We start from the raw sequence: 21,710 nt of genomic DNA, 5'->3' as shown, positions 1-21,710 counted from the left end.
TCAGTATACTTCGCCGAAAAGACGCAAATCCTCGGTGCGCTGACGGGTCAGACGCTCGAGGCAAATGTAGAAGATCTGGTTTTGCATCGACCCGCCACGCGCAAGCAGGCTCTCGGCCTCGCAGGCTTTGTCGCGGAACGGCAGCCACGCGCGTTGAGCATCGCGCAGGATGATCCGGGCAGGCACGTCGCCTTCGGGCAGATAGGTGTCCATCTGCTTGGCCCGTTCGACGGCAATCTTATAGGCAAGGTTCAAGTCACCATCGGCAGCCTCGTACGCTTTCGCCGCACAGCCGGTCATCTCGATTTGCGTGGTCGGGTTCTGGCAGTCCAGCGTCTGCGCCTCCGCAGCGACGCCAAAACACAGGGCCAACCCTGCGCAAATCAGCCAAAACGCACCTGCCCGCCGCCCGCGCATCCGGCGCGACGGGCAGGCAGGGTCAGACAGCCGGTGGGAAAACAGGCTCTGCTCAGCCAATTTTCGGACCCCGCTTGGCCAGTCGCTTGCTGTTGGCGCGGGTTTTCTGGCGCATGGGCTTCAGGGCGGCCGCTGCAATCTGGTCGGGCCTCTGGCCCGTCATGGCAGCTCGGTTCGCCGCTGTGACAGAACGATTGAGCGCTTCGATCTTTTCGGAAACCATCCGGTTGTTTTCACCCGGTGTGACAGACCACAGCCCGGCCATGCCCAACATCCGCATGGTGATGACGGCATTGGCTTCGGCCAGCAGCATGCCGACTTCGTAGACATTCGACAACAGATCAAAAGGTGAGGGTGCGCGAAACATCACAGATCCCCCATGACTTGCTGGTTGAACCCATAGACGCGCCGATCACCCGATAGCGGGATAAGCGCGACCTCCCGGCGCTGTCCGGGTTCGAAACGCACCGCGGTGCCAGAGGCGATGTCGAGCCGTTGACCGCGTGCGGCGGCCCTGTCGAAATCAAGCGCCGGGTTTGTTTCGGCGAAATGAAAATGGCTGCCCACCTGTACGGGCCGGTCGCCGGTATTGGCCACCATAAGGACTGTGACGGGGCGACCTGCGTTCAGGGTCAGGTCTCCGCTTGCGGGGAAAAGCTCTCCGGGGATCATGGGTATTCCTTCAGCGAATGGGGTTGTGGACAGTGACGAGTTTGGTGCCATCTGGAAAGGTGGCCTCTACCTGAACGTCATGGATCATCTCCGGGATCCCTTCCATGCACTGATCGCGTGTTAAAACTTTTGCACCTGCCTCCATCATCTCGGCCACGGACCGCCCGTCGCGCGCGCCTTCGACCACGGCATCGGTGATCAGGGCGATCGCCTCGGGGTGGTTCAGCTTGACGCCGCGCGCCAGTCTCTTGCGTGCCACTTCGGCGGCAAGGGCCACCAACAGCTTGTCTTTTTCTCTGGGGGTCAGGTTCATGTCAGGTCATCCAGCATCGGGGTAGATCGCTGCCATTGAGGCGGCGAAGAATTGGAAGCAGCGAAAGCCGCAGGACAAAGCTATCTTGCGCAAGGATACGAAGCACCAGCACATCCTTCTTGATCAGGCTTGCACCGGCCGTTTCGGGCAGGGCCGTGCGGATCCCATCTAAGCGCGCCTCGGCGTCGTCGGCAATATAGACAACGGATGCCATCGCCCCGGCACCGCCAGCGATGAAAGCTTGTGCAAGATGCGCCTGAGCATTCCCATTAAGCCGCACAGCATCAAGATAGAGCATCTGGTCGGCGCGCCTGATTTCGATCCGGTCAGACAGATGTACATCCGTCAGGGTTTCGCCCATCGCATGGCGGCCAAAGACCATCGGCTCTACCATCAGCAGGCTGGCGTCCTTGTCCATGTCGACCGACAGGCGCCGTTCCAGCGCGCAGCCATCAAACAGGATGGTTTCCTGCGGCAGCCAGTTGACACGGGCCCCTGCCGCGATCTGCAAGCGGTTCCTGATGCGTCCCGTCTGGCCGGGCTGCGCCTTGTAGGCGCGTTCACAGGCCTGCGTTGTCATCGTCAGTTCAGTGTCTGCGGCCGCATGGGCGGAAAACGAAAAGGCATCGCCCCCTGTCACCCCACCCGCCGTATTCAGAATGACGGCCTCAAGGCCTTGCCTCGCCGACCGCGGAAACAGACATTTCGAAGATCCCGATTGGTGCAGCGCGTCAAGAACGCTCCGGTTGCCCGCACGCTTGGTGCTTAGATGCAGCTTCCCGTTTGCACGGGGCTGCAACGCTCTGGCCCGGTTGGGAATTATGGCGGCCTGCTGTGTGATCAGAATGTCCTCGGAGCCAGATTCGTTTACGTTTTTGCCTTTTTGCTAATCAAACGCCACCGAATAGGGCGGGTTTGGGTTTCGCTTCCGCAGTATTGCCAATAAATTAGTCAACGCCCGCGAAATGTGATTAAAAAGCGGGCAATCAAAGCCGGTGCGAGGAAATGCACTGCGCTTGCGTTTGCCAAACTACCCCCCTTTGCAAATTCGTAAAGGCCATCCGCCGGGGGACACGATGTCTGGGATCGGGGGTGGGTGGCAGCAACGCGTCAGAGTCTACAAACGCAGCAGCCACGCGGAGCGCAACATGAAGATGCAGGGACAGTCGATGAATGGGCGCGCTTGCACGCAAGCTGTACCCCCGACAACCCCGCCAGGAGAACAGTATGAACTTTCTGAAATCCACACTTGCCGGATCGATGGTCTTTGCCAGCTTGGCCACATCCGCACTATCCGCAGAAGACACAATCAAGGTCGGCGTCCTGCATTCCTTGTCGGGTACGATGGCCATTTCCGAAACGACCCTGAAAGACACGATGCTGATGCTGATCGAGCAGCAGAACGCCAAGGGTGGTTTGCTGGGCAAGCAGCTTGAGGCTGTCGTCGTAGACCCTGCGTCGGACTGGCCGCTTTTCGCCGAAAAGGCGCGCGAACTGCTGACCGTGCATGATGTCGACGTGATTTTCGGCAACTGGACCAGCGTCAGCCGCAAATCGGTTCTGCCGGTCATCGAAGAGCTGAACGGCCTGCTGTTCTACCCGGTCCAGTATGAGGGCGAAGAATCGTCGAAAAACGTCTTTTACACCGGTGCTGCGCCGAACCAGCAGGCGATCCCGGCCACCGATTACTTCCTTGATGAACTGGGCGTCGAAAAATTCGCGCTGCTGGGCACCGATTATGTCTACCCGCGGACCACGAACAATATCCTGGAAAGCTACCTCAAGGGTAAGGGCATCGCGGACGAGGATATCTTCGTCAACTACACCCCCTTTGGACATTCCGACTGGTCCAAGATCGTGGCGGATGTTGTCGCATTGGGCGCGGACGGCAAGAAAGTCGGCGTGATTTCGACCATCAACGGTGACGCCAATATCGGTTTCTACAAGGAACTGGCCGCTGCTGGCGTCTCCGCCGATGACATCCCTGTCGTGGCCTTCTCGGTGGGCGAAGAAGAGCTGTCCGGCCTGGACACCGCGAACCTTGTCGGCCACCTCGCCGCTTGGAACTACTTCCAATCCGCTGAATCCGATCTGAACGACGAATTCATCGAGACGTGGAAAGCCAAGATGGGTGAAGACCGCGTCACGAATGACCCGATGGAGGCGCATTTCATCGGCTTCAACATGTGGGTGAACGCGGCGACCGAAGCGGGCACCACCGATGTGGATGCCGTGCGCGACGCGATGTACGGTCAGGAATACGCCAACCTGACGGGTGGCACGGCCGTGATGCTGCCGAACCACCATCTGGCAAAGCCGGTTCTGATCGGCGAGATTCAGGAAGATGGCCAGTTCGACATCATCAGCCAGACCGTAGAAGTGCCGGGCGACGCCTGGACCGACTTCCTGCCGGAATCTGCGGTTCTGAAGTCTGACTGGAAAGAGCTTGGCTGCGGCATGTACAACACCGAGACAGAGACCTGCGTTCAGACACTGTCGAACTACTGATCTCAAATCAATCGGAGGGGGCCGCCTTTGGCCCTCTCCCCACGGCGCACGGATTTTCCTGACATGAAACAGCTTTTGCTTGCGGCTCTCGCAGTTCTTTTGGTGTGCTTTTCAGCCACTGCTCAGGAAACGTCCATACAGCCGGTTCTGCAGGAACATCAGGAGACGATCCTGAAAAGCTCTCGCAAGACTATTGGTCCGGCCATTGATGCCATCGCCGCGAGCGGGCTGCCCCAGGCGCAAGCCGTGCTGGAGGCCTGGGCGAACAAGGAAATGTGGTCGCGCGAGTCCGATGGGCAGTTTTTCAAGGGCGAAGAGGCAGAGGACAAACAGGTCCGTCTGATCGATTTTGATACGGGCGACGTGGTTGGCGCCATCGCGAAATCCGACCTCAAACAGCTAAAACCCAATAGCGGCATTCGCGCGATGATCAGTACGGCACTTGTCCGGTTTCAATTGATGGACCCGGACCCCGCCAAGCGTCAGGATGCGCTGACCTCGATCCAGCGTGATCCCGAAGCGTCTTTGCTCGAGCCACTTCGCGCCTCTTTCGAAAGCGAGACGGACCCGGTGCTTCTTGCGCAAAAGCAGCGGTTGGAGCGGTTGCTGACCATCGGCTACGACACCGACACGAGCGCACGGATCACCGCAATTGACGATATGTCCGGTGATCTGGGCGTGGATCTGCGCGCCACGCTCAACCCGCTGGTGGCAACGACGCGCGCAGTTGCGCCAGAGGCCGTGCCCGAAGGGATCAACGTCGCCAAAATCCTGTCTCCGGGGGAGGATGATTTCACCGAGGCGCAGGCCTATGACATGCTTGTCGCCAAAGGTCTGGCCCCGCCGCGCATCCCCGACGATGCCATCCGCAACGCGCTTGCCGACAATATCAGTGGCGGACGGGTTGCGGGATTTCCGCTGGCGATCCTCGACAATGACGAAAACCGGCGTGCGGCCTATATCCGGCTGGCCGAAGAGGGTCTGGCACCGCCCTTCGTTACCGAAGAGCAGATCCAGGCATCGCTTGGCCAGCACGTCTTTTTCGACAGCTATGCGGATCGTTCACCCGAAGTGACCGAAGCGGCCGTGGCGGCGCTGCGGAAGATCGACACCAAGGTCGGCCTGAACCAGAGCCTTGATTTGGTACTCGATGCCCTGTCGCTCGCGTCGATCTATTTTCTTGCGGCGATCGGGTTGGCCATCACGTTCGGCGTCATGGGCGTGATCAACATGGCGCATGGCGAATTCATCATGATGGGCGCCTATACCGGATATGTCGTGCAGCAGATCATCCCGGATCACACGATTTCAATCATCGTGGCGATCCCGCTGGCCTTTGCGGTCACCTTTGCCGCCGGTGTGGCGATGGAACGTCTGGTCATTCGCTGGCTTTACTCCCGCCCGCTGGAGACGCTTCTGGCGACCTTCGGGATTTCTATCGCGTTGCAGCAGCTGGCGAAAAACATCTTTGGCACGCAGGCGCGCCCGCTGACCTCGCCCGGTTGGCTGGACGGTGCGCTGGTGATGAATGACGTGGTATCGATCAGCTATATCCGCATCGCGATCTTCGTTCTGGCACTGATTTTCCTGGGCGTGTTCCTCTTCATCATGAAGCGTACCCGGCTGGGTCTGGAAACCCGCGCCGTCACGCAAAACCCGCGCATGGCGGCCTCTATGGGCATCAATCCGGGCCGGGTGAACATGCTGACCTTCGGGCTGGGCTCCGGTATCGCCGGGGTCGCGGGTGTCGCCATCGGGCTTTACGCAAAGGTCACGTCAGAGCTTGGATCCGACTATATCGTTCAAAGCTTCATGACCGTGGTCGTCGGCGGTGTCGGCAATATCTGGGGCACGCTTCTGGGTGCCACGATGATCGGCTTCCTGCAAAAGGGCATCGAGTGGCTGAACCCGTCGAATACGCTCGCCGCGCAGACCTACATGATCGTCTTCATCATCATTTTCATCCAGTTCCGGCCAAGGGGCATCATTGCCCTCAAGGGCCGGGCCGCGGGGGACTGAGCCATGCAACGCAGCTTCATCGCGAAAAACCCCTCCATCCTGATCTTTCTGGCGCTTCTTGCCCTCTTCACGCTGGGCGTCACCGTCCTGTCAGAGGGGTTCGGCATCGGCGTGATCTCCACCAGTTTCGTCAAGACATTGGGCAAGACGCTGTGTCTGTGCCTGATCGCCGTCGCGATGGACCTGATCTGGGGCTTCACAGGTATCCTGAGCCTTGGCCATTTCGCCTTTTTCGGCCTTGGCGGCTACATGATCGGCATGTGGCTGATGTATGAACGCACCCGCATGATCGTGGTGGATTCCCTGTCCCAGTCAGAGATCCCCGCAACCCAGTCCGAGATTGTCGATGCGATTGGCAACCAGATCTTCGGCGTGGTCGGGTCCAGCGAGTTTCCCCTGATCTGGATCTTCGCCGACAGCCTGTTTCTGCAATTGCTGATGGTCGTTCTGGTGCCCGGCTTGCTGGCGCTTGTCTTTGGCTGGCTGGCATTCCGCAGCCGGGTCACGGGTGTGTACCTGTCGATCCTGACGCAAGCCATGACGCTTGCGCTTGCGCTTTACCTCTTCCAGAACGACAGCGGGTTGCGCGGCAACAATGGCTTGTCTGGCTTGCAGAACCTGCCCGGTGTCACCGCGTCGCAGGATGCCGTGTCGATGTGGTTTCTCTGGGCGTCTGCCTTTGCCCTGGGGGCGGGTTACCTGCTGGCGGCATGGGTCGTGTCGGGCAAGTTCGGGTCGGTCATCAAGGGCATTCGCGATAACGAAGCACGCGTTCGCTTCCTTGGTTATTCGGTCGAGGCTTACAAGCTGACGGTCTTCACCCTGACGGCCTGCATCGCGGCCATTGCCGGGGCGCTGTATTACCCTCAGGCAGGTATCATCAACCCGGCAGAGATTGCGCCCATCGCGTCAATCTACCTTGCTGTCTGGGTCGCCATCGGCGGGCGCGGGCGTCTATATGGCGCGGTGATCGGTGCGGCGCTTGTCAGCTTGCTGTCCAGCTGGTTCACCGGCGGGCAGGCACCTGATATTCCACTGGGCGTCTACACCATCAAATGGGTCGACTGGTGGCTTGTCCTGCTGGGGCTGTCCTTCGTCCTTGTGACGCTGTTCGCGCCCAAGGGCATGGGCGGGCTGATCGATCTCTGGACAGATCGGCGATCCCCTGACCGGCATGGCGCGGACCTTGGGCCCGATGCCGGGGCGCTGCGTGAACAGGAGGCAGAGCAATGAGCACACTTCTGGAAGTATCGGGCGTATCGGTCACGTTTGACGGGTTCCGCGCGATCAACAACCTGTCCTTCAGCATCGGCGATGCAGAGCTGCGCGCCGTCATTGGCCCGAACGGTGCGGGCAAGACCACCTTCATGGACATCGTCACCGGCAAGACCAAACCAGACGAGGGCCGCGTCATCTGGGGTGAGAAATCAATCTCTCTTCTGAAACTGAGCGAGGCAAAGATTGCCCAGGCCGGGGTGGGGCGCAAGTTCCAGAAACCCACGGTGTTCGAGGATCAGACCGTAGAGGAAAACCTGACCATGGCGTTGAAAAAGCCGCGGGGGTGGATGGCGGTGCTGACCTATAAACCCACCGCTTCGGACCGGGCCAAGGTTGTCGATCTTGCAAAGCAGATTGGTCTGACCGACGCGCTGGAGCGCAAATCGGGCGAGTTGAGCCACGGTCAGAAGCAATGGCTGGAGATCGGCATGCTTCTGGCGCAGGAACCCCGCCTGTTGCTGGTGGATGAACCTGCCGCCGGCATGACCCCGGAAGAGCGTGAACACACCACGGACATTCTGCTTGAGGCCGCCAAGACCCGCGCGGTGGTGGTCGTCGAACATGATATGGAATTCGTTCGTCGCCTGAATTGCCGGGTTACCGTCCTGCACGAGGGAGCGGTGCTTGCCGAGGGCAGCCTGGACCATGTGACATCCAACCAAGACGTGATCGACGTCTATCTGGGGCGCTGACAGATGCTGCAACTCGAAGATCTGACCCTGCATTATGGGCATTCGCAAATCCTCAACGGGATCTCGATGGAGGCCGCGCAAGGCGAAGTCACTTGCGTCATGGGCACCAATGGCGTGGGCAAGACAAGCCTGATAAAGGCGATCTCGGGCACGCATCCGCGCTCTGCCGGGACGGTGCGGCTGGACGGGACAGAGATTGGCGTGCTGCCTGCGCATAAGCTGGCACATCTGGGCGTGGGATACGTCCCGCAAGGCCGAGAGGTTTTCCCGCTGATGACCGTGCGCGAAAATCTGGAGACGGGGTTTGCCTGCCTGCCCCCGGATGCGCATTTCATTCCCGATCAGATTTTCGAGCTGTTCCCGGTGCTCAAGGAAATGCAGGCCCGGCGCGGCGGCGATCTGTCGGGGGGGCAGCAACAGCAACTTGCGATCGCGCGCGCATTGATCACCAAGCCGAAGCTCTTGCTGCTGGACGAACCCACCGAAGGCATTCAGCCCAACATCATCCAGCAGATTGGCGAGGTCATAAAACTGCTGCGCGATCAGGGCGAGATGGCCATCGTGCTGGTCGAGCAGTATTTTGAATTCGCCTATGATCTTGCTGACCAGTTCGTTGTCCTGCGACGTGGTGCGGTCACCCTGGCCGGTGGAAAACAGGACGTGTCGAAAGCAGAGCTGCTGAAGGGCGTTTCTGTCTGAGGGCACACCCCCTGACCGCGATGTTTGTGCGTCGGGCACTTTGCGCCTTGGGCCATGCGCCCCTACATTAGGGGTATGGTACAGGCAGACCTCAGAACGAACGGGCGCACAGAAACGCAGGGGCCGATCCTTTGCGGGCAAAGCCTCGTACGCGTTACCAGCTACAACATCCGCAAGGCGGTGGGGTTGGATTGGCGGCGCGACAGCGGCCGCATCGTCGATGTTCTGGCAGAGATTGACGCCGACGTTGTGGTTTTGCAGGAATCCGACAAGCGGGTCGGAAAACGATCAGGCGTCCTGCCGGAAGAGCGTTTGCAGCACGAACTTGGTTACCGTCTGGTGGACGTTTCAACGCGGCCCCACAGCCACGGCTGGCACGGCAATGCGATCCTCTACCGCCCCAACCGTCTGAGCCTCGACAAGGCAAAACGCATCGATCTGCCGACGGTGGAACCGCGTGGCGCCGTGGCGGCCGTTTTCGCGGCGCCGGGGTTGGAGGTGATCGGCGTGCATCTTGCGCTGATGCGCAGCGTAAGGGCCAGGCAGATGCAGCGATTGGGGCAATACCTCGCAACGGCCAGCCATCCGATCATTGTCGCAGGCGACTTCAACGCCTGGGCGAAAGAGGGTCATCGTGCCGCCTTGGGCAAGGGATGCGAGATGATCCTGCCCGGCAACAGCTTTCACGCCTCCCGCCCCGTCGCGGCGCTGGACCGGTTCGTGCTTAAGGGCGCGGTCATGCATGCGGCAAGCCATGTGCATGTCTCTGCGCTGGCCTCTCGGGCCTCTGATCATCTGCCGATCGTCATAGATCTTGACCTGTCCGGCGATCCGCAATGAGTTGGGCCCTCGTCCTGCACGTCTTGATCGTCACGGGGTTCAGTCTGCGGATCCTTCTGCGCGAATACCTGTCGCCGCCCGCGCGGCTTGCATGGTTCATTGTCCTGATCGCTGTCCCCTATGTCGGGGCCGTGGGGTATTTTCTGTTCGGCGAAGCTGATCTGGGTCGCAAAGCCCGGCAGGCCAGCGCCGAAATCCACGAAAGCCTGCGACAACGCGCGGAGTTTGTCTTTCGCGAGACCGCCCCGATCCGCAGCATGATCGATGCGCTATGGCTGCCCGCGTTTTCGTATGCAGCATCGATCAACGGGTTCCCGCCAACACAGGGCAACCGTGCGACCCTGTTGCCGGACGGGGAGGCCACCTGCGAGAGCATGGTCGCCGACATAGATGAAGCCACCGATCATGTGCATGTTCTCAACTATATCTGGCTGGAGGATCGCACCGGCACCGCCATTGCAGAGGCGTTGATCCGCGCCACGCAGCGCGGCGTGGTCTGTCGCGCCATCGCGGATGGGCTGGGTTCACGCGCGCTTATCGGCTCTGCCCTGTGGCGGCGCATGCAGGAGGCGGGCGTCAGACTGGCCGTAGCACTGCCGCTGAACCGGCCGTTGCGCACGATCCTGACCAGCCGGATCGACGTGCGCAATCATCGCAAGATCACAGTCATCGACGGGCGGGTGACCTATTGCGGAAGCCGCAATGTGGCCGACCCGGAGTTTCGACCAAAGGCGAAATTCGCCCCTTGGGTCGATATCATGGTGCGGTTCGAAGGCCCGGTGGTTGCGCAGAACCAACTGCTCTTTGCGTCGGACTGGCGCCGCGCGACCGGTGAAGTCCTGGGGCCTTTTCAGCCCCTGCATGGCCCTGACAGGCCTGGATTTGCCGCGCAGGTCTTTGGCGATGGCCCGACAGAGCGGCATGGCGCGACGTCGCAATTCTTTGCAACCGCCATTGCCTGCGCCCACCAGAAGCTGACGCTGTCGACGCCCTATTTCGTGCCGGATACCACCGTTCTGGATGCGCTCATCTCGGCCGGCCACAGGGGTGTGTCGGTCACGCTGATCTTTCCCAAGATGAATGACAGCTCTTTCGTCGCCGCTGCGAGCCGCAGCTATTATCGCAGGCTTCTTGAGGCCGGGTGCATCATCTACGAATTCACCGGCGGCTTGCTGCATGCCAAGACGCTGACAATCGATGATGGGCTTTGCCTGATCGGGTCTTCCAACCTTGACCTGCGCAGTTTCGCGCTGAATTACGAAAACAACATCCTTGTTCAGGATCAGGAGCTTACCTGCAATATCGCCCGCAGGCAGGCTGAATACATGACGCAATCCGATACGGTTCTTTTGTCCGACGTCCTGGCATGGCCTTTCTACAAGCGGATCTGGCACAATGTTGTTGCGACGGCGGGTCCGATCCTGTGATCGGCGGGGATCAGCCCAATGCCCCCTAACCCGCGCAGGGCGGACCGGGTCACGATGCCTGGCTGTAGCGCACCCCTTCCGGTTCGTGGGCGTCAAAGACATTGGCGATGATGCGGGTCAGCGCCCGGCCTTGCGGATGGATCACAAGCGCATCTGTGTCGACGTCCACCAAGTCTTTGAACCGCGAAGCCACCAGCGCGACCGGCCCGTCCAACGTGTCAGCCAGCGATCCGAACTCTGCCCGCAGGGCTGCGCGATCCAGCGCGAAATCACACATCAGCATTTCGATTGTGCGTGCGCGAAGCAGATCGTCTGGGGTCATCACATGCCCCCTCACCCCGGCCAGTTCGCCTGCTTCGATCTTCTGCACATAGGCGGGTGTCATCGCGGCATTCTGCACGTAGCCCGTGGGCAGGCGAGAAATGGAAGACGCACCCAGCCCGATCAGCGTCGCGCATGTGTCATCGGTATAGCCCTGGAAATTCCGCCGCAGGTGGCCGGTTTTCGCGGCCCTTGCCAGCCCGTCCTCCTGACGTGCGAAATGGTCGATCCCGATTGGTGCGAACCCGGCCTCGCGGAACCGCTTTGCTGCCAGTTCTGCCAGATGATGCCGCGCGGTCTCGCCCGGCAGGGCGATTTCGTCGATCAGTTGCTGGCGTTTGGATACCCAGGGGACATGCGCATAGCCAAACAGCGCCACGCGGTCGGGCGCCAAATCCAGCACCTTCGATACCGTGTCGTCAATCCGCGCGCTATCCTGATGCGGCAACCCATAGACAAGGTCAGCGTTGAGCGAGGTGATCCCCGCCGCCCGCAAACCCTCCACACAGGAGCGGGTCACATCGAAGGGTTGCAGGCGGCCGATGGCGTTCTGGACCTGCGGATCGAAATCCTGAATGCCGATGCTGGCGCGGTTCATGCCTTCCTCTGCCAATGCTGCGATCTTCGCGCGGTCCACCATCGTCGGGTCAATCTCGACCGAGAATTCGCAATCATCTGTTGGCGGAATGACCGCGCGCACGGCCTGTGCAAGGCGGTGGATCAGGGCGGGGGGCAGAATCGTGGGCGTCCCTCCTCCCCAATGCATCCGGCCCATCCGCAACCCTTTGGGCAGCAGGTCTTGCAGAAGCGCCAGTTCCTGCTCCAACGTGCCCACGTAGCTCTCTACAGGGCTGAGCGTGCTCGTGCCCTGCGTGCGGCAAGCGCAGAACCAGCAAAGCCGTTCGCAGAACGGAATATGCAGATAGAGCGAAACCGGAACGGCCGGATCAAGTGCCGCAAGCGCGTCGGCCTGCTGGGCCGCCCCGACATCGCGGGAAAAGACCGGAGCGGTCGGATAGGACGTGTAGCGGGGCACCCTGGAGTTGAACAGGCCAAGGGATCTGAGGCGGTCGAGCTGTGTCATGCGGCCGATTTGCCCGAATTCCGGCGCCCAGACTTTGAGCAGGATCAAATCGGCCGGACAAAATGCCGGGCCGGACGGCAGTTGCGGCGGTTCAGGTGGTTTGCACGGTTTCGACGCATAGAACCGTCGGAAGATGGCGGGCGATCTCGGACCAGCTTTCGCCTTCATCATCGCTGGCGAAAACCGACCCGCTGTTGGTGCCGAAATACACACCAGCAGGGCCACAGCGATCCGTGGCCATCGCCTGCCGTAGGACGGTGAAAAAGCAGTTGCTGGTTGGAAGGCCGTCTTGCTTGGCAGACCAGCTTTCGCCGCCATCGTCCGATTTCCAGACAGCCGCAGAGGCATCCGGCGGATAACGCCCGGCGGAATCACCGTTGAGCGGAAACGTCCAGATGGTCAGCGGATCGTGGGGATGGACGGCGACAGGAAATCCAAAAGTCGACGGAAGGCCGCCGGTGATGTCGTGCCAGCTGCGCCCGCCATCACTGCTGCGATAAACGCCATGGTGGTTCTGCTGGTAAAGAACATCCGTGCCGCCAGTGTCGGTATCCCGCGCACGCACCATGTTGTGGACGCATTGGCCGATTTCCTGACCGTCGCCAGCCGCCGGGTGGCCCAAGGTTTCGGGCGCAGCGGCGTTTGACCGGCGATTGCGGCGGTCCCAACTGGCGCCGCCATCCTCCGTGGCGAATACCCCAGCGGCAGAGATCCCGACCCACAGCTTCTGGGGCTGCGTGGGATGCGGCACGATCGTGTGCAGTGTCAATCCGGCCGCCCCGGGGTTCCACTCCTTCGCGGAGGGGTGACTGGTCAGCGCGTCCACCTTTTCCCAAGTTGTGCCTCGGTCGACACTCTTGAACAGCGACGCGGGCCTTGCCCCGGCATAGAGCGCGTCGCCGGACAGGGCGAGTGACCAAAGCGCATCGATCTGGCCGGAAAAGGGGCCGGAGGCCGTCGGTGTGATGCCCAGATGGTCCGCGATCTCGGGGTTTTCCTCGATGAACCCGTCAACCTGGCCGTTCGCGAGCTTTGACAAGCTCCAGGTCTTTCGATCCTGCGTGTGCCAGACCCCGGCACCGTTCCATTCGCCGCCACCGGCCGCCCAGATGGACCCGGTATCGGGGCAGCCGATCGCATGGTTGATGGGCCAGCCCTCGCAATGCGGGCCGGTAAGAGACCAGCTTTCACGGTCGTGAGCTGATGTCAGAAGAAAGGCGCCTTTGGTGGTGCCGACGAGCAAAGTGACCTGGCTGGACATAACGCTCTCCACAGCAAGAACAGCCCTTGGATAACACAGGCCCCGCCCAAACGGATATGGAAATGCTCTATGCTTCGCGCGGCCCTTTCAAAAGCTGTGCGACCCCGAACCGCGACGGCAGCTTTGCTTGCCGAAGGACCTGGCAACCGGGTTTTGCAGGCGTGCTCAGGCGGATGTTTTCGCCTTGGCCTTCGTCGTGCGCTTGCGGGGTGCTGGCTTTTCTTCGTAAAGCGCGGCGAACTGGCGGATATAGTCCGCACCCTTGCTTTGCTTCGTCTCCACAGTCTTGCGGAACACGCCGATTGTATCGCCCCAGTCGGAATCCAGAAAACGCGCGTCCCTTTCCATCCTCCGCGCCGTGCGGGGGCGGTGTTGCGACTTGCGGTCTAAATCCGCGCGTGACCAGTCGGTCGAGGCTTGTAGGATCTCCATGCCGCACCACTCCGCCAGCGCGTGCATTCCGTCGCGGTAAAACCGCCAGCAATCCTGCGGCGCGCGGTGCTCGGGTCCCCGTGACGGTGCAATATGCACCATGATGCCCCCCATACGCAGAACGCGGGACATCTCCATGAAGGTCAGCCAGAACATCGCATTATGCTCCAGCATCTGACCCGAGATGATCGCGTCGAAAGCGTCATTCTCAAACGGAAACCTGAAGGGGTCTTCCAGCACATCAGTTACATTCGGGCCTTCGCCCAGATCGGCGCCCGAAAAGGTCCACCCGTGCGATTCGAACAACCGCCGGTATTCGGCCTTGCGGCTCTTGGAGCCAATCTCCAACACTCGGCCCGGCCCCATAGGCGCCAGATGCTGCGTGAAGGCAGCCTCCATATGTTCGTAAGATTCGACATGCATGCTGCCTTCCTCCGTGCCGCTCCCGACCGCGATTCTTTTCGACGTTACCGGCCAACTTATGGCTGCCACCGAATAAAAGTTAGGTTTTTCTTCCCTGACCCCACGGCGCAGCGTTTGGCCGCCTTGCAACGATGTGTGGCAGAGCAGATGTCGGCGGCCAGCGTCAGCATGTGCACTTCTGAATGAGCGCTGTCCCCGGGCCCGATCCGGCACAAAACGGCATGAAGTGATTTGGGCCGACTTGCGGCAGGTGAAACAGCTCCTGCGGCTGGCCTGAAAAATAAGTGAGCGCCAGATCTTCAGCGGCGCGTCACGAAGCTGTCCGACGTTCGGTACCCGCTTGATGAAACGTATGGCGCCAGTGTCACGAAGCAGCACGATGCGTTATTGTTCTACGCTTGCTCCACCCTGAGATAAAGCTGAGGCGTTTCATGTGCTTAGCGTATGCTATGGTGCCCCAAGACGGACTCGAACCGCCGACCTACTATTTACGAAACAGTTGCTCTACCAGCTGAGCTATTGGGGCACGACGCCGACCGTTTAGACATTTGGCGAAGGCCGCGCAAGTGGTGAGATCCGAAATATCCGCAGTTTGCCCGTCGCTGGCGACAGGGGTGCAGGAACGGCGGGCGGGTGCGGCAACAGTCAATGACCGTTGGGGCACGCTGCGGGTGAAGGCCTGAACTCTAAAACAGGAAATTGGATTGCGCCGACGATAGGGCTGTTTGGTGGGACAAGAAATCTTAGAGAAACCGGTCATAGTCGGCGGTGTTCTTTTTGGCGCAGACAGCAAGGCCGCCTCTGGTATCGGGTGCCATGCGAATGCGAACTGATGGATCGCAAACTGAGGTCTGCGCCGAAAGGGTGGGGAGGGTGTCAATCCCGGAGAAAAATGGGGCTACGTACCGGTGTAAAACTGGGCCACTTGGTTTGCGCCATATCGCGCATTGGCACGCGTCCTCTTCACAAAGCTAAGCTTGCCAATGCACACTGGTTGCTGGCAAATTCTGATCAGTTCTTTGTTCTGACTTTGCGGCTTACGCGCAGCCGGAAGCTCTCACCATTCAAGAATGTGAACATGATGCGTAAGCCTGTCGCGGATGGCTCCTGTCGAACCTTGTCGTCTGCACGTCCGGGCGAAAGCAGAACCGTGCGTTGATCGTCTGGTACGAAACGGTGATGGGCAAGATTGCGCAAATGGCTGCGCCGCAGAACACCGACGCCTGAGGTGCAGTTTTGCGAGCGCCGGTGGAAATACGGGGCTTCGGTCAGCTCTGGGAGGCTGCCGTCAAGAAGGGATAGGCAAGCGCCAACCGTGCCCTGAAGGGGCTTTGACCCGGACCGCTATAGCCGCAACAGTTGTTTGCCGCGATTCCCGCCCGCCATCATTCGAACAAAGGCTTCCGGTGCATGCTCAAACCCGTCGAGGATATCCTCTCTGAAACGGATATGCCCTTGCGCATGCCAGTTAATCAGATGGCGGAAAGCTTCGGCCCGCTTGTGCCACCAGTCAAACACAATCAGCCCCTGAATGCGTGCCCGGGTTACGATCAGCCGGGACGAGGCGCGCAGCCCGATATCCTCGGACGGGGCCTGATCCACCACGGCGATGCGCCCGCAAATGATGACCCGCGCAAAGGTCGCCAGATTGGCCAGAACCGCATCGTGAATGGGCCCGCCGGTATTGTCGAAGAAAACGTCGACGCCATTGGGGGCGAGTTCGGCGATCGCCGCTGACATGTCGGGGCAGGTCTTGTAATTGATCCCGGCGTCGAAGCCGATGGACCGGCAATAGTCGAGCTTGTCATCGCTCCCGGCGATGCCGATGACGCGGGCGCCCATAAGTTTTGCGATCTGGCCCACCAACTGCCCCGCGGCACCGGATGCCGCGGAAACCACCAGCGTTTCACCCGGAATCGGGCGACCGATTTCGGTCAGGCCCACATAGGCGGTCAGACCCGGCATGCCCAGCCAGGACAGCGTCGCCTGTGCAGGCACGCCCTCCGGCACACGGTTCGTGGCGGCTGCGCCGGGAAGGTCAGGCGTCAGAACGGCGTGTTCGCGCCATCCCACGCTCATAGATTCGGCAAGCTCTCCGACCTTCCAGTCCGGGTGATTGGAGGCAATGACCTCGCCCAATCCACCACCATGCATCACACCGCCAATCGCCACACCTGCGGTGTAATTGGCCGCCGGGCTTAACCGTCCGCGCATATAAGGATCCATCGAAAGCCACCGCGTGCGGATCAGGATCTGGCCCGGACCGGGCTCTGGCATGTCGACCTCTTCCAGCCGCCAGACATCCGGCGTTGCCGGGCCGTCGGGATAGTGGTCAAGGACCCATTGGCGGTTCTGCATCTTGATCTCCTGACGGCCGGGTTTGATCCAACATCAAGAGTCAGCCCGGGCGATGCAAGTGGCGTGTGACGCTGTCATGGGTCGGGAATGCGCCACGCCTCGTCCCGTCAGAAATAGCTTTTGACCAGACCTCCGGCGATCAGGGACCAGCCGTTGGCAATTACGAAGAAGGCGAGTTTGAACGGCAGGGAGACAATCGCGGGTGGCACCATCATCATGCCCATCGACATCAACACTGCGGCCACGACGAGGTCGATGATCAGGAAGGGCAGGAAGACGAGAAAGCCGATCTGGAACGCCCGCGCGATTTCCGACAACAGAAAGCTGGGGACCAGGACGGAAAATGGCGCATCCGCAGGGGTGTAGCGCGTGCCTTCTGTCTCCCGCAGTTCGGCCATCGCGGCGAAGGTCTGGTCATCCATCCTGTTGGCCATGAAGCTGCGGAATGGTTCGGCCCCTCGGGTCACGGCCTCCGTAAGTTCGATCTGTTCGGCCAGCAGCGGCTCCACCGCGACCGTCCATGCCTCGGTAAAGACCGGCTCCATCACGAAATAGGTCAGGAACAAGGCAAGGCTGACGATCAACATGTTCGGGGGCGATTGCTGCAGCCCGACCGCTTGCCGCAGAATGGCCAGAACCGTCACGATGAACGGAAAACAGGTGACCATAATCAGGATGCCGGGCGCCAGACCAAGCACGGTGACGATCGCGATCAATTGCAGGCTCGTCGCGGTGAGCGAGCCCCCCTCGCCAAGTTCCAGCGACAGCTGTTGCGCTCCTGCTGGAAGGGCAAAAAGGCACAGCAGCGCGGTCAGAACCGGGAAAATGTGGCGGTGCATCAGGTCAGGCTGGACTGAAGGTCGGCGATTTCCATGATGCGAACGGCAAGCCGCCCCGTTTCGTCGCCTTCGACCATCTCCAAAGATCCGGTGCCGATCAACTTGTCCCCGACATAAAGCTCGACCGGGTCATTCACCAGTTTGTCGAGCACGAGTACGGATTGTTCCTCCAGGCTCAGCAAATCACGCACCAGAGGGCGCGCCTTGCCGACACTGACCGTGATCTCGATCGGAATGCGGGTCAGCATGCTTTGCGGATCTGCCTGTGTCGGGGCTTGTGTGGTGTCACTGTCAGCCATTGACCACCTCCTTGCGGTTGTCGTGCATGAAGCCACGGAGGGCTTCCTGGATATTGTGCAGAACGGCCGTCAGATCGACGCGCCGTTCGACCTTGCCGAACCGGATCTCAGCTTGGCCCTCGGCCAGTTGCGGATCTTCGGTCAACGAGACCGGCATCTTGAAGTCACCCTTGAGGAGAGGGGCGACCGCTTCGCTGTTGTCCGTGGCGATGACAATTTCGACCGGTTGTTCAGAGTATGAGCGCGTGAGGTCGTTCAGCAATTCCACGACATGCAACCCCAGGGCGTCGCGTGCCACTTTGGGCAAAAGCGATTCCACCATGTCGTTGAGAAGCGGTGCCATGCCTTCGACCACTTGCGAGTAGGCCTCGTGGTAGGTGAAGGACAAATCCTGAAGGTTTTGGGCCAAATCACTGGAAATTCGTGTCTGATCCTGGGATTGCGCCTTGATCGCGTCTTCCCAACCGGATTTGTAGCCCTGCTCGAAGGCTTCGGCCCGTAATACGTCCGCTTCGTCCTCTGTCATCTGAAAGACGGTCGTTGCGTGTTGCAGTGCTGTCCCGAAATCTTCCAGAAGATCGGCAAGATCGGTCATGTCGCGGGCTCCTTCTCGTCAAGCCAGGTGCGAAGCACTTCGACAGTTTCTTCGCGGCGTTCAGCAATCAGACCGCGAAGGCGATCAACCGGGTCGTTCTCGTCGCCGTAACCCACTGCTGCGGCGGCCTGATCTTTTTCGACCAGTTGGACGCTGGAAAAGCGCCCGTCGCCGTCGTCAATTTCGCCAGTCAGGGCAGGAAGCTCTCCGTTACCGATTGCGGTAGCGTCGGGGGCAGGAAGCGCATTCGGCTGGGGCCGGGACAGGACCGGGCGCACAACGAACAGACCAAGGATCAAGGCGACGACAGCCAGGACCGCCATCTGTACCAGCCGCATCGGCTGAAGGTTCCAGTTCATCCAAGGCTGAGGCAATGCCTCGGTTCCGATTGCGTGCCTTGGCTCAAAGGCGAGGGAACGGATGGTGATGTCGTCGCCGCGGCTTTCCTCATACCCGACGGCAGAGGCCACGAGCGCATGCAGTGCCTCGATCTCTGTATCTGGGAGCGGCTCGAAAACCTTTGTGCCGTCCGCATTCGTTGTTGAAATGCCGTTGACCAGAACCGCGACGCTCAACCGCTTGATCGCGCCGGGCAGCCGCGTGATCTCTCGGCGCGTTTCGGACACCTCATAATTCACGCGTTCCCGCGTTTCAGAGTTTCTGCTCTTGGACGAATCGGTGTTTGCGGCTTCTCCGTCTGGAAGGTTGGAGGCCACGGTTACATTGCCGCCCCCCTGATCTTCTTCTTCGGTGGAGACTTCTTCGCTGTCCGTGCTGATGATCACGCGGGCGTCGGGGTCGAACCTGCGTTCGGTGATCAATTCACTTTCGGTCACCGTATCAACGCTGACTTCCACGACGGCATTGCCGAAACCGACGCGCGCTTCGACCAGCCGTTGAACGCGGTTTCGCAGCATTTCGGCCCTGTCCTCCGCGGTCGTGGCAGAGCTCAGCTCCTCATCCCCGGCCACAAGGTTGCCCTTGCCGTCAATTACCGCGACATCATCGGGCTGAAGGCCGGGGACGGCAGAGGCGACCAGATAGCGGAATGCCCGTGCCTGCGGAGCGGCCAACTGGCCACCGCCTGTGGCAACCGACAAAGATGCAGAAGGTTTCAGATCGCGTTGAAACGGATTCGATCCGACATTCGCGATATGCACACGAGCCGACGTGACAGACGGGCTGGCCAGGATCGTACGTGCCAGTTCGCCTTCCTTTGCCCGCCAGTAAGCGGCATCGAACATCTGTGATGTTGTCCCGAAACCGGACAAGCTGTCGAGCAATTCGTAGCCTTGTGTACCGTTCGCAGGTAGACCTTCGGCGGCGAGGGTCATGCGCAATTCGTCCCGCCGGTCGGATTCGACAAAGATAGAGCTTCCGCGAATCTCGTAAGCAGCGTTGCGCTGCGTGAGGGCCGCAACGACCTCTCCGGCAGCGACAGGCTCTAACCCGGCATAGAGAAGGTCCATCGAAGGCGTGGTGGCCATGCGAGACAGCCCCAGAACGGCTGCGAAGATCGCGACGGTTGCGCCCGAAATAATGACTTTTCTACGCAAATCCAAAGCGTTCCACAGGGTAATTAGCTGCTGCACTGGTGTTCTCCGTTCATCAGGCGTTCTGCCCGGATACCGGCATGTTTGGCGCAACAGGCTTAACAATCGGTTAGTCCCTGCGTGCTTATAAACTCACAGCACAACGAAGGAACACGCTATGACGGATGCGGCCGTACCCGAGGAAATTATCGCGCCCAAACGCTCCAAAATGCCTATGATACTCGGCCTTGTGCTTGCAGTGGCGGGGGGCAGCGGGGGATATTTTGCCGCTCAGAACGGGCTGATTCCCGGCCTCGGCCACGAACCCGTCACGGAAGACCCGGCGAAGGAAATGCACGTGCCGGACAGCCTGCCGGATGTGGCCTTTCTTCCGATGGACCCGATGGTGATTTCGATCGGAGAGGGCGCGCAGCGATCGCATGTGCGATTCGCGGCCCAGCTGGAAGTGCCGTCCGCCTATCAGGACGAGGTCGGGTTCCTGCTGCCGCGGGTTGTCAATGTGCTCAACAGCTACCTTCGCGCGCTGGAGCTGAAGGATTTCGAAGCGCCCGCGGCACTTCCAAAGCTGCGTGGTCAAATGTTGCGACGGGTTCAGCTCGTCGTGGGCGAGGGGCGTGTGAACGACATCCTCGTCATGGAATTCATTGTTAATTGAGGAGCCCGAGATGGAATATATCGCGGACATTCTGCTCGTTTCCGGCGCCTTGGGCGCCGGGTTTTATTGCTTCGTCCTTTCCAGGAGACTGAGCCGGTTCAATGACCTCGAAGGTGGGGTCGGTGGCGCAGTTGCCGTTCTTTCAATGCAGGTCGATGATCTGAAGAAAACTCTGGAGACCGCACAAAACAGCGCTTCAGCCTCTGAAGGATCGCTTAAGGATCTGACATCACGGGCGGACGACGTCGCGCGTAGACTGGAGATGCTGGTGGCCTCCATGCACGATCTGCCGTCGGGGGGCGAGAAAACCAACGGAGCGCCGGTCGCCAAAGAGCCGTTCTTCGTGCGTCACAACCAGTTTGGAGGCGGTAAATGACCAAGGTCAGGAATGCTCCTCTACGGCGCCGTCGGGGGCGCGGGACGTTATCGATCATCGCAGGTCTTCTCATTGCCTCGGGTGCGATTCGGCTTGGAATGCATGCAGGCACGGCGTTAGCCTTTCAGTCAGCCCCCAAGATCGACGTTGCAGAGATTAAAGAGCCGCAAGTCTGCCCCGACAATGCGGAGCTTGAAGAGGTCATCCACGCTCTCACCCGGCGCGAGGAAGAGGTGAGCGCTCAGGAAGTTGAAATCGCCCGACAAATGGAAGCGCTTGAGATCCAGAAGGCCGAGGCGGAAGCGAAAATCGCCGCGATGAAGGCTGAGGATGAAAAACTGCGCGCCACGATGGCCGCCGCAGCCACGGCCGCGGAAAACGACGTCTCACAGCTCACCAAGGTCTACGCCAACATGAAACCCAAGCAGGCAGCAGGGCTGTTCGAGGAGATGGATCCGGAATTTGCGGCAGGTTTCCTGGCCCGCATGGCACCGGACGCAGCTGCCCAGGTGATGGCCGGCATGACCCCGAAGTCAGCCTATGCGATCAGCGTCGTGATTGCCGGGCGCAACCTTGGTGCGGGTTTGGTAGACCAATAGCGGGCCGCTGACGCCAGACAAGGTACCATATGGACCGACGCAACGCGTCG

At 60.4% G+C, this 21,710-nt stretch carries 23 protein-coding genes and 1 tRNA gene; 10 read left to right on the top strand and 14 right to left on the bottom strand.

All coding sequences use genetic code 11. The features are described 5' to 3' along the window. Genes EDD52_RS04460 through EDD52_RS04440 form a run of 5 tightly spaced genes read right to left on the bottom strand, consistent with a single transcriptional unit; the run spans position 1 to position 2,201 of the window. Positions 1–477 (bottom strand): lysozyme inhibitor LprI family protein, encoded by a 477-nt coding sequence (locus EDD52_RS04460; protein ID WP_243651835.1) that lies wholly within the window; start codon positions 475–477, stop codon positions 1–3. After that, a complete protein-coding gene (locus tag EDD52_RS04455) occupies positions 470–784 on the bottom strand; it encodes an antifreeze protein (protein WP_165907456.1) in 315 nt (104 codons plus the stop codon). The genes EDD52_RS04460 and EDD52_RS04455 overlap by 8 nt, the downstream gene beginning before the upstream one ends. Then, positions 784–1,089 carry an urease subunit beta gene (locus EDD52_RS04450; protein ID WP_132242269.1) on the bottom strand — a complete coding sequence of 102 codons (306 nt, stop codon included), beginning with the start codon at positions 1,087–1,089 and terminating at the stop codon, positions 784–786. Before EDD52_RS04450 ends, EDD52_RS04455 begins: the two co-directional genes overlap by 1 nt. Before the next feature lie 10 nt (positions 1,090–1,099). After that, positions 1,100–1,402 (bottom strand): urease subunit gamma, encoded by a 303-nt coding sequence (locus EDD52_RS04445; protein WP_132242267.1) that lies wholly within the window; start codon positions 1,400–1,402, stop codon positions 1,100–1,102. A 1-nt stretch (position 1,403) separates the two neighbouring features. Further along, positions 1,404–2,201 carry an urease accessory protein UreD gene (locus EDD52_RS04440; RefSeq protein WP_341539832.1) on the bottom strand — a complete coding sequence of 266 codons (798 nt, stop codon included), beginning with the start codon at positions 2,199–2,201 and terminating at the stop codon, positions 1,404–1,406. A gap of 428 nt (positions 2,202–2,629) precedes the next feature. Here EDD52_RS04440 and urtA point away from each other — a divergent pair, with 428 nt between their 5' ends. From urtA to cls, 7 genes are all read left to right on the top strand, one after another. Continuing rightward, positions 2,630–3,910, top strand: a complete 1,281-nt coding sequence (gene urtA, locus EDD52_RS04435) for an urea ABC transporter substrate-binding protein (RefSeq protein ID WP_132242265.1) — start codon at positions 2,630–2,632, stop codon at positions 3,908–3,910. 63 nt (positions 3,911–3,973) lie between these two features. Then, positions 3,974–5,929, top strand: coding sequence for an urea ABC transporter permease subunit UrtB (urtB, locus tag EDD52_RS04430; RefSeq protein ID WP_132242263.1), 1,956 nt, complete (start codon positions 3,974–3,976; stop codon positions 5,927–5,929). Between the two features lie 3 nt (positions 5,930–5,932). Further along, the gene (gene urtC, locus EDD52_RS04425) at positions 5,933–7,162 is read left to right on the top strand and encodes an urea ABC transporter permease subunit UrtC (protein ID WP_132242261.1); all 1,230 of its coding nucleotides are present in this window, start codon (positions 5,933–5,935) and stop codon (positions 7,160–7,162) included. Then, on the top strand, positions 7,159–7,899 hold the full coding sequence (urtD, locus tag EDD52_RS04420; protein WP_132242259.1) for an urea ABC transporter ATP-binding protein UrtD: 741 nt from the start codon (positions 7,159–7,161) through the stop codon (positions 7,897–7,899). Before urtC ends, urtD begins: the two co-directional genes overlap by 4 nt. A gap of 3 nt (positions 7,900–7,902) precedes the next feature. After that, positions 7,903–8,598, top strand: coding sequence for an urea ABC transporter ATP-binding subunit UrtE (gene urtE, locus EDD52_RS04415; protein ID WP_132242257.1), 696 nt, complete (start codon positions 7,903–7,905; stop codon positions 8,596–8,598). 75 nt (positions 8,599–8,673) lie between these two features. After that, positions 8,674–9,438: an endonuclease/exonuclease/phosphatase family protein gene (locus EDD52_RS04410; protein WP_132242255.1), complete on the top strand. Its 765-nt coding sequence runs from the start codon at positions 8,674–8,676 to the stop codon at positions 9,436–9,438. Then, positions 9,435–10,865: a cardiolipin synthase gene (cls, locus tag EDD52_RS04405; RefSeq protein WP_132242253.1), complete on the top strand. Its 1,431-nt coding sequence runs from the start codon at positions 9,435–9,437 to the stop codon at positions 10,863–10,865. The genes EDD52_RS04410 and cls overlap by 4 nt, the downstream gene beginning before the upstream one ends. 49 nt (positions 10,866–10,914) lie before the next feature. On the opposite strand, the gene hemN is transcribed toward cls, so the two are convergent. The 9 genes from hemN to fliF form a co-directional block, all read right to left on the bottom strand. After that, entirely contained in the window at positions 10,915–12,270 is a 1,356-nt protein-coding gene (hemN, locus tag EDD52_RS04400; RefSeq protein ID WP_132242251.1) for an oxygen-independent coproporphyrinogen III oxidase, read from the bottom strand. Positions 12,271–12,361: 91 nt separating this feature from the next. Further along, positions 12,362–13,531 (bottom strand): WD40/YVTN/BNR-like repeat-containing protein, encoded by a 1,170-nt coding sequence (locus EDD52_RS04395; RefSeq protein WP_132242249.1) that lies wholly within the window; start codon positions 13,529–13,531, stop codon positions 12,362–12,364. A 165-nt stretch (positions 13,532–13,696) separates the two neighbouring features. Then, positions 13,697–14,386 carry a methyltransferase domain-containing protein gene (locus tag EDD52_RS04390; protein WP_132242247.1) on the bottom strand — a complete coding sequence of 230 codons (690 nt, stop codon included), beginning with the start codon at positions 14,384–14,386 and terminating at the stop codon, positions 13,697–13,699. 450 nt (positions 14,387–14,836) lie between these two features. Beyond that, positions 14,837–14,912: transfer RNA gene (locus tag EDD52_RS04385), tRNA-Thr, on the bottom strand. A gap of 818 nt (positions 14,913–15,730) precedes the next feature. After that, positions 15,731–16,744: an NADP-dependent oxidoreductase gene (locus tag EDD52_RS04380; RefSeq protein WP_132242245.1), complete on the bottom strand. Its 1,014-nt coding sequence runs from the start codon at positions 16,742–16,744 to the stop codon at positions 15,731–15,733. A 107-nt stretch (positions 16,745–16,851) separates the two neighbouring features. Next, a complete protein-coding gene (gene fliP / locus EDD52_RS04375; protein WP_132242243.1) occupies positions 16,852–17,583 on the bottom strand; it encodes a flagellar type III secretion system pore protein FliP in 732 nt (243 codons plus the stop codon). Further along, positions 17,583–17,882, bottom strand: a complete 300-nt coding sequence (locus EDD52_RS04370; RefSeq protein ID WP_207905967.1) for a FliM/FliN family flagellar motor switch protein — start codon at positions 17,880–17,882, stop codon at positions 17,583–17,585. Before EDD52_RS04370 ends, fliP begins: the two co-directional genes overlap by 1 nt. Next, positions 17,875–18,477, bottom strand: a complete 603-nt coding sequence (locus tag EDD52_RS04365) for a FliH/SctL family protein (RefSeq protein WP_132242241.1) — start codon at positions 18,475–18,477, stop codon at positions 17,875–17,877. Before EDD52_RS04365 ends, EDD52_RS04370 begins: the two co-directional genes overlap by 8 nt. Continuing rightward, positions 18,474–20,069 (bottom strand): flagellar basal-body MS-ring/collar protein FliF, encoded by a 1,596-nt coding sequence (gene fliF / locus EDD52_RS04360; RefSeq protein ID WP_132242239.1) that lies wholly within the window; start codon positions 20,067–20,069, stop codon positions 18,474–18,476. The genes EDD52_RS04365 and fliF overlap by 4 nt, the downstream gene beginning before the upstream one ends. Positions 20,070–20,187: 118 nt before the next feature. On the opposite strand from fliF, the gene EDD52_RS04355 reads away from it, so the two are divergent. The 3 genes from EDD52_RS04355 to EDD52_RS04345 are packed head-to-tail and all read left to right on the top strand — an operon-like array spanning position 20,188 to position 21,660. Next, a complete protein-coding gene (locus EDD52_RS04355; RefSeq protein ID WP_132242237.1) occupies positions 20,188–20,685 on the top strand; it encodes a flagellar basal body-associated FliL family protein in 498 nt (165 codons plus the stop codon). A 10-nt stretch (positions 20,686–20,695) separates the two neighbouring features. Further along, positions 20,696–21,061, top strand: a complete 366-nt coding sequence (locus EDD52_RS04350) for a hypothetical protein (RefSeq protein WP_243651834.1) — start codon at positions 20,696–20,698, stop codon at positions 21,059–21,061. Beyond that, positions 21,058–21,660 (top strand): MotE family protein, encoded by a 603-nt coding sequence (locus EDD52_RS04345; RefSeq protein WP_132242235.1) that lies wholly within the window; start codon positions 21,058–21,060, stop codon positions 21,658–21,660. Before EDD52_RS04350 ends, EDD52_RS04345 begins: the two co-directional genes overlap by 4 nt. The last annotated feature ends 50 nt before the right edge of the window (positions 21,661–21,710 follow it).

Source organism: Primorskyibacter sedentarius, assembly GCF_004342065.1.
Lineage (GTDB): Bacteria > Pseudomonadota > Alphaproteobacteria > Rhodobacterales > Rhodobacteraceae > Primorskyibacter > Primorskyibacter sedentarius.
Note: the sequence above shows the minus strand (reverse complement) of the source record. Positions and strands in the feature narration are given on the sequence as shown.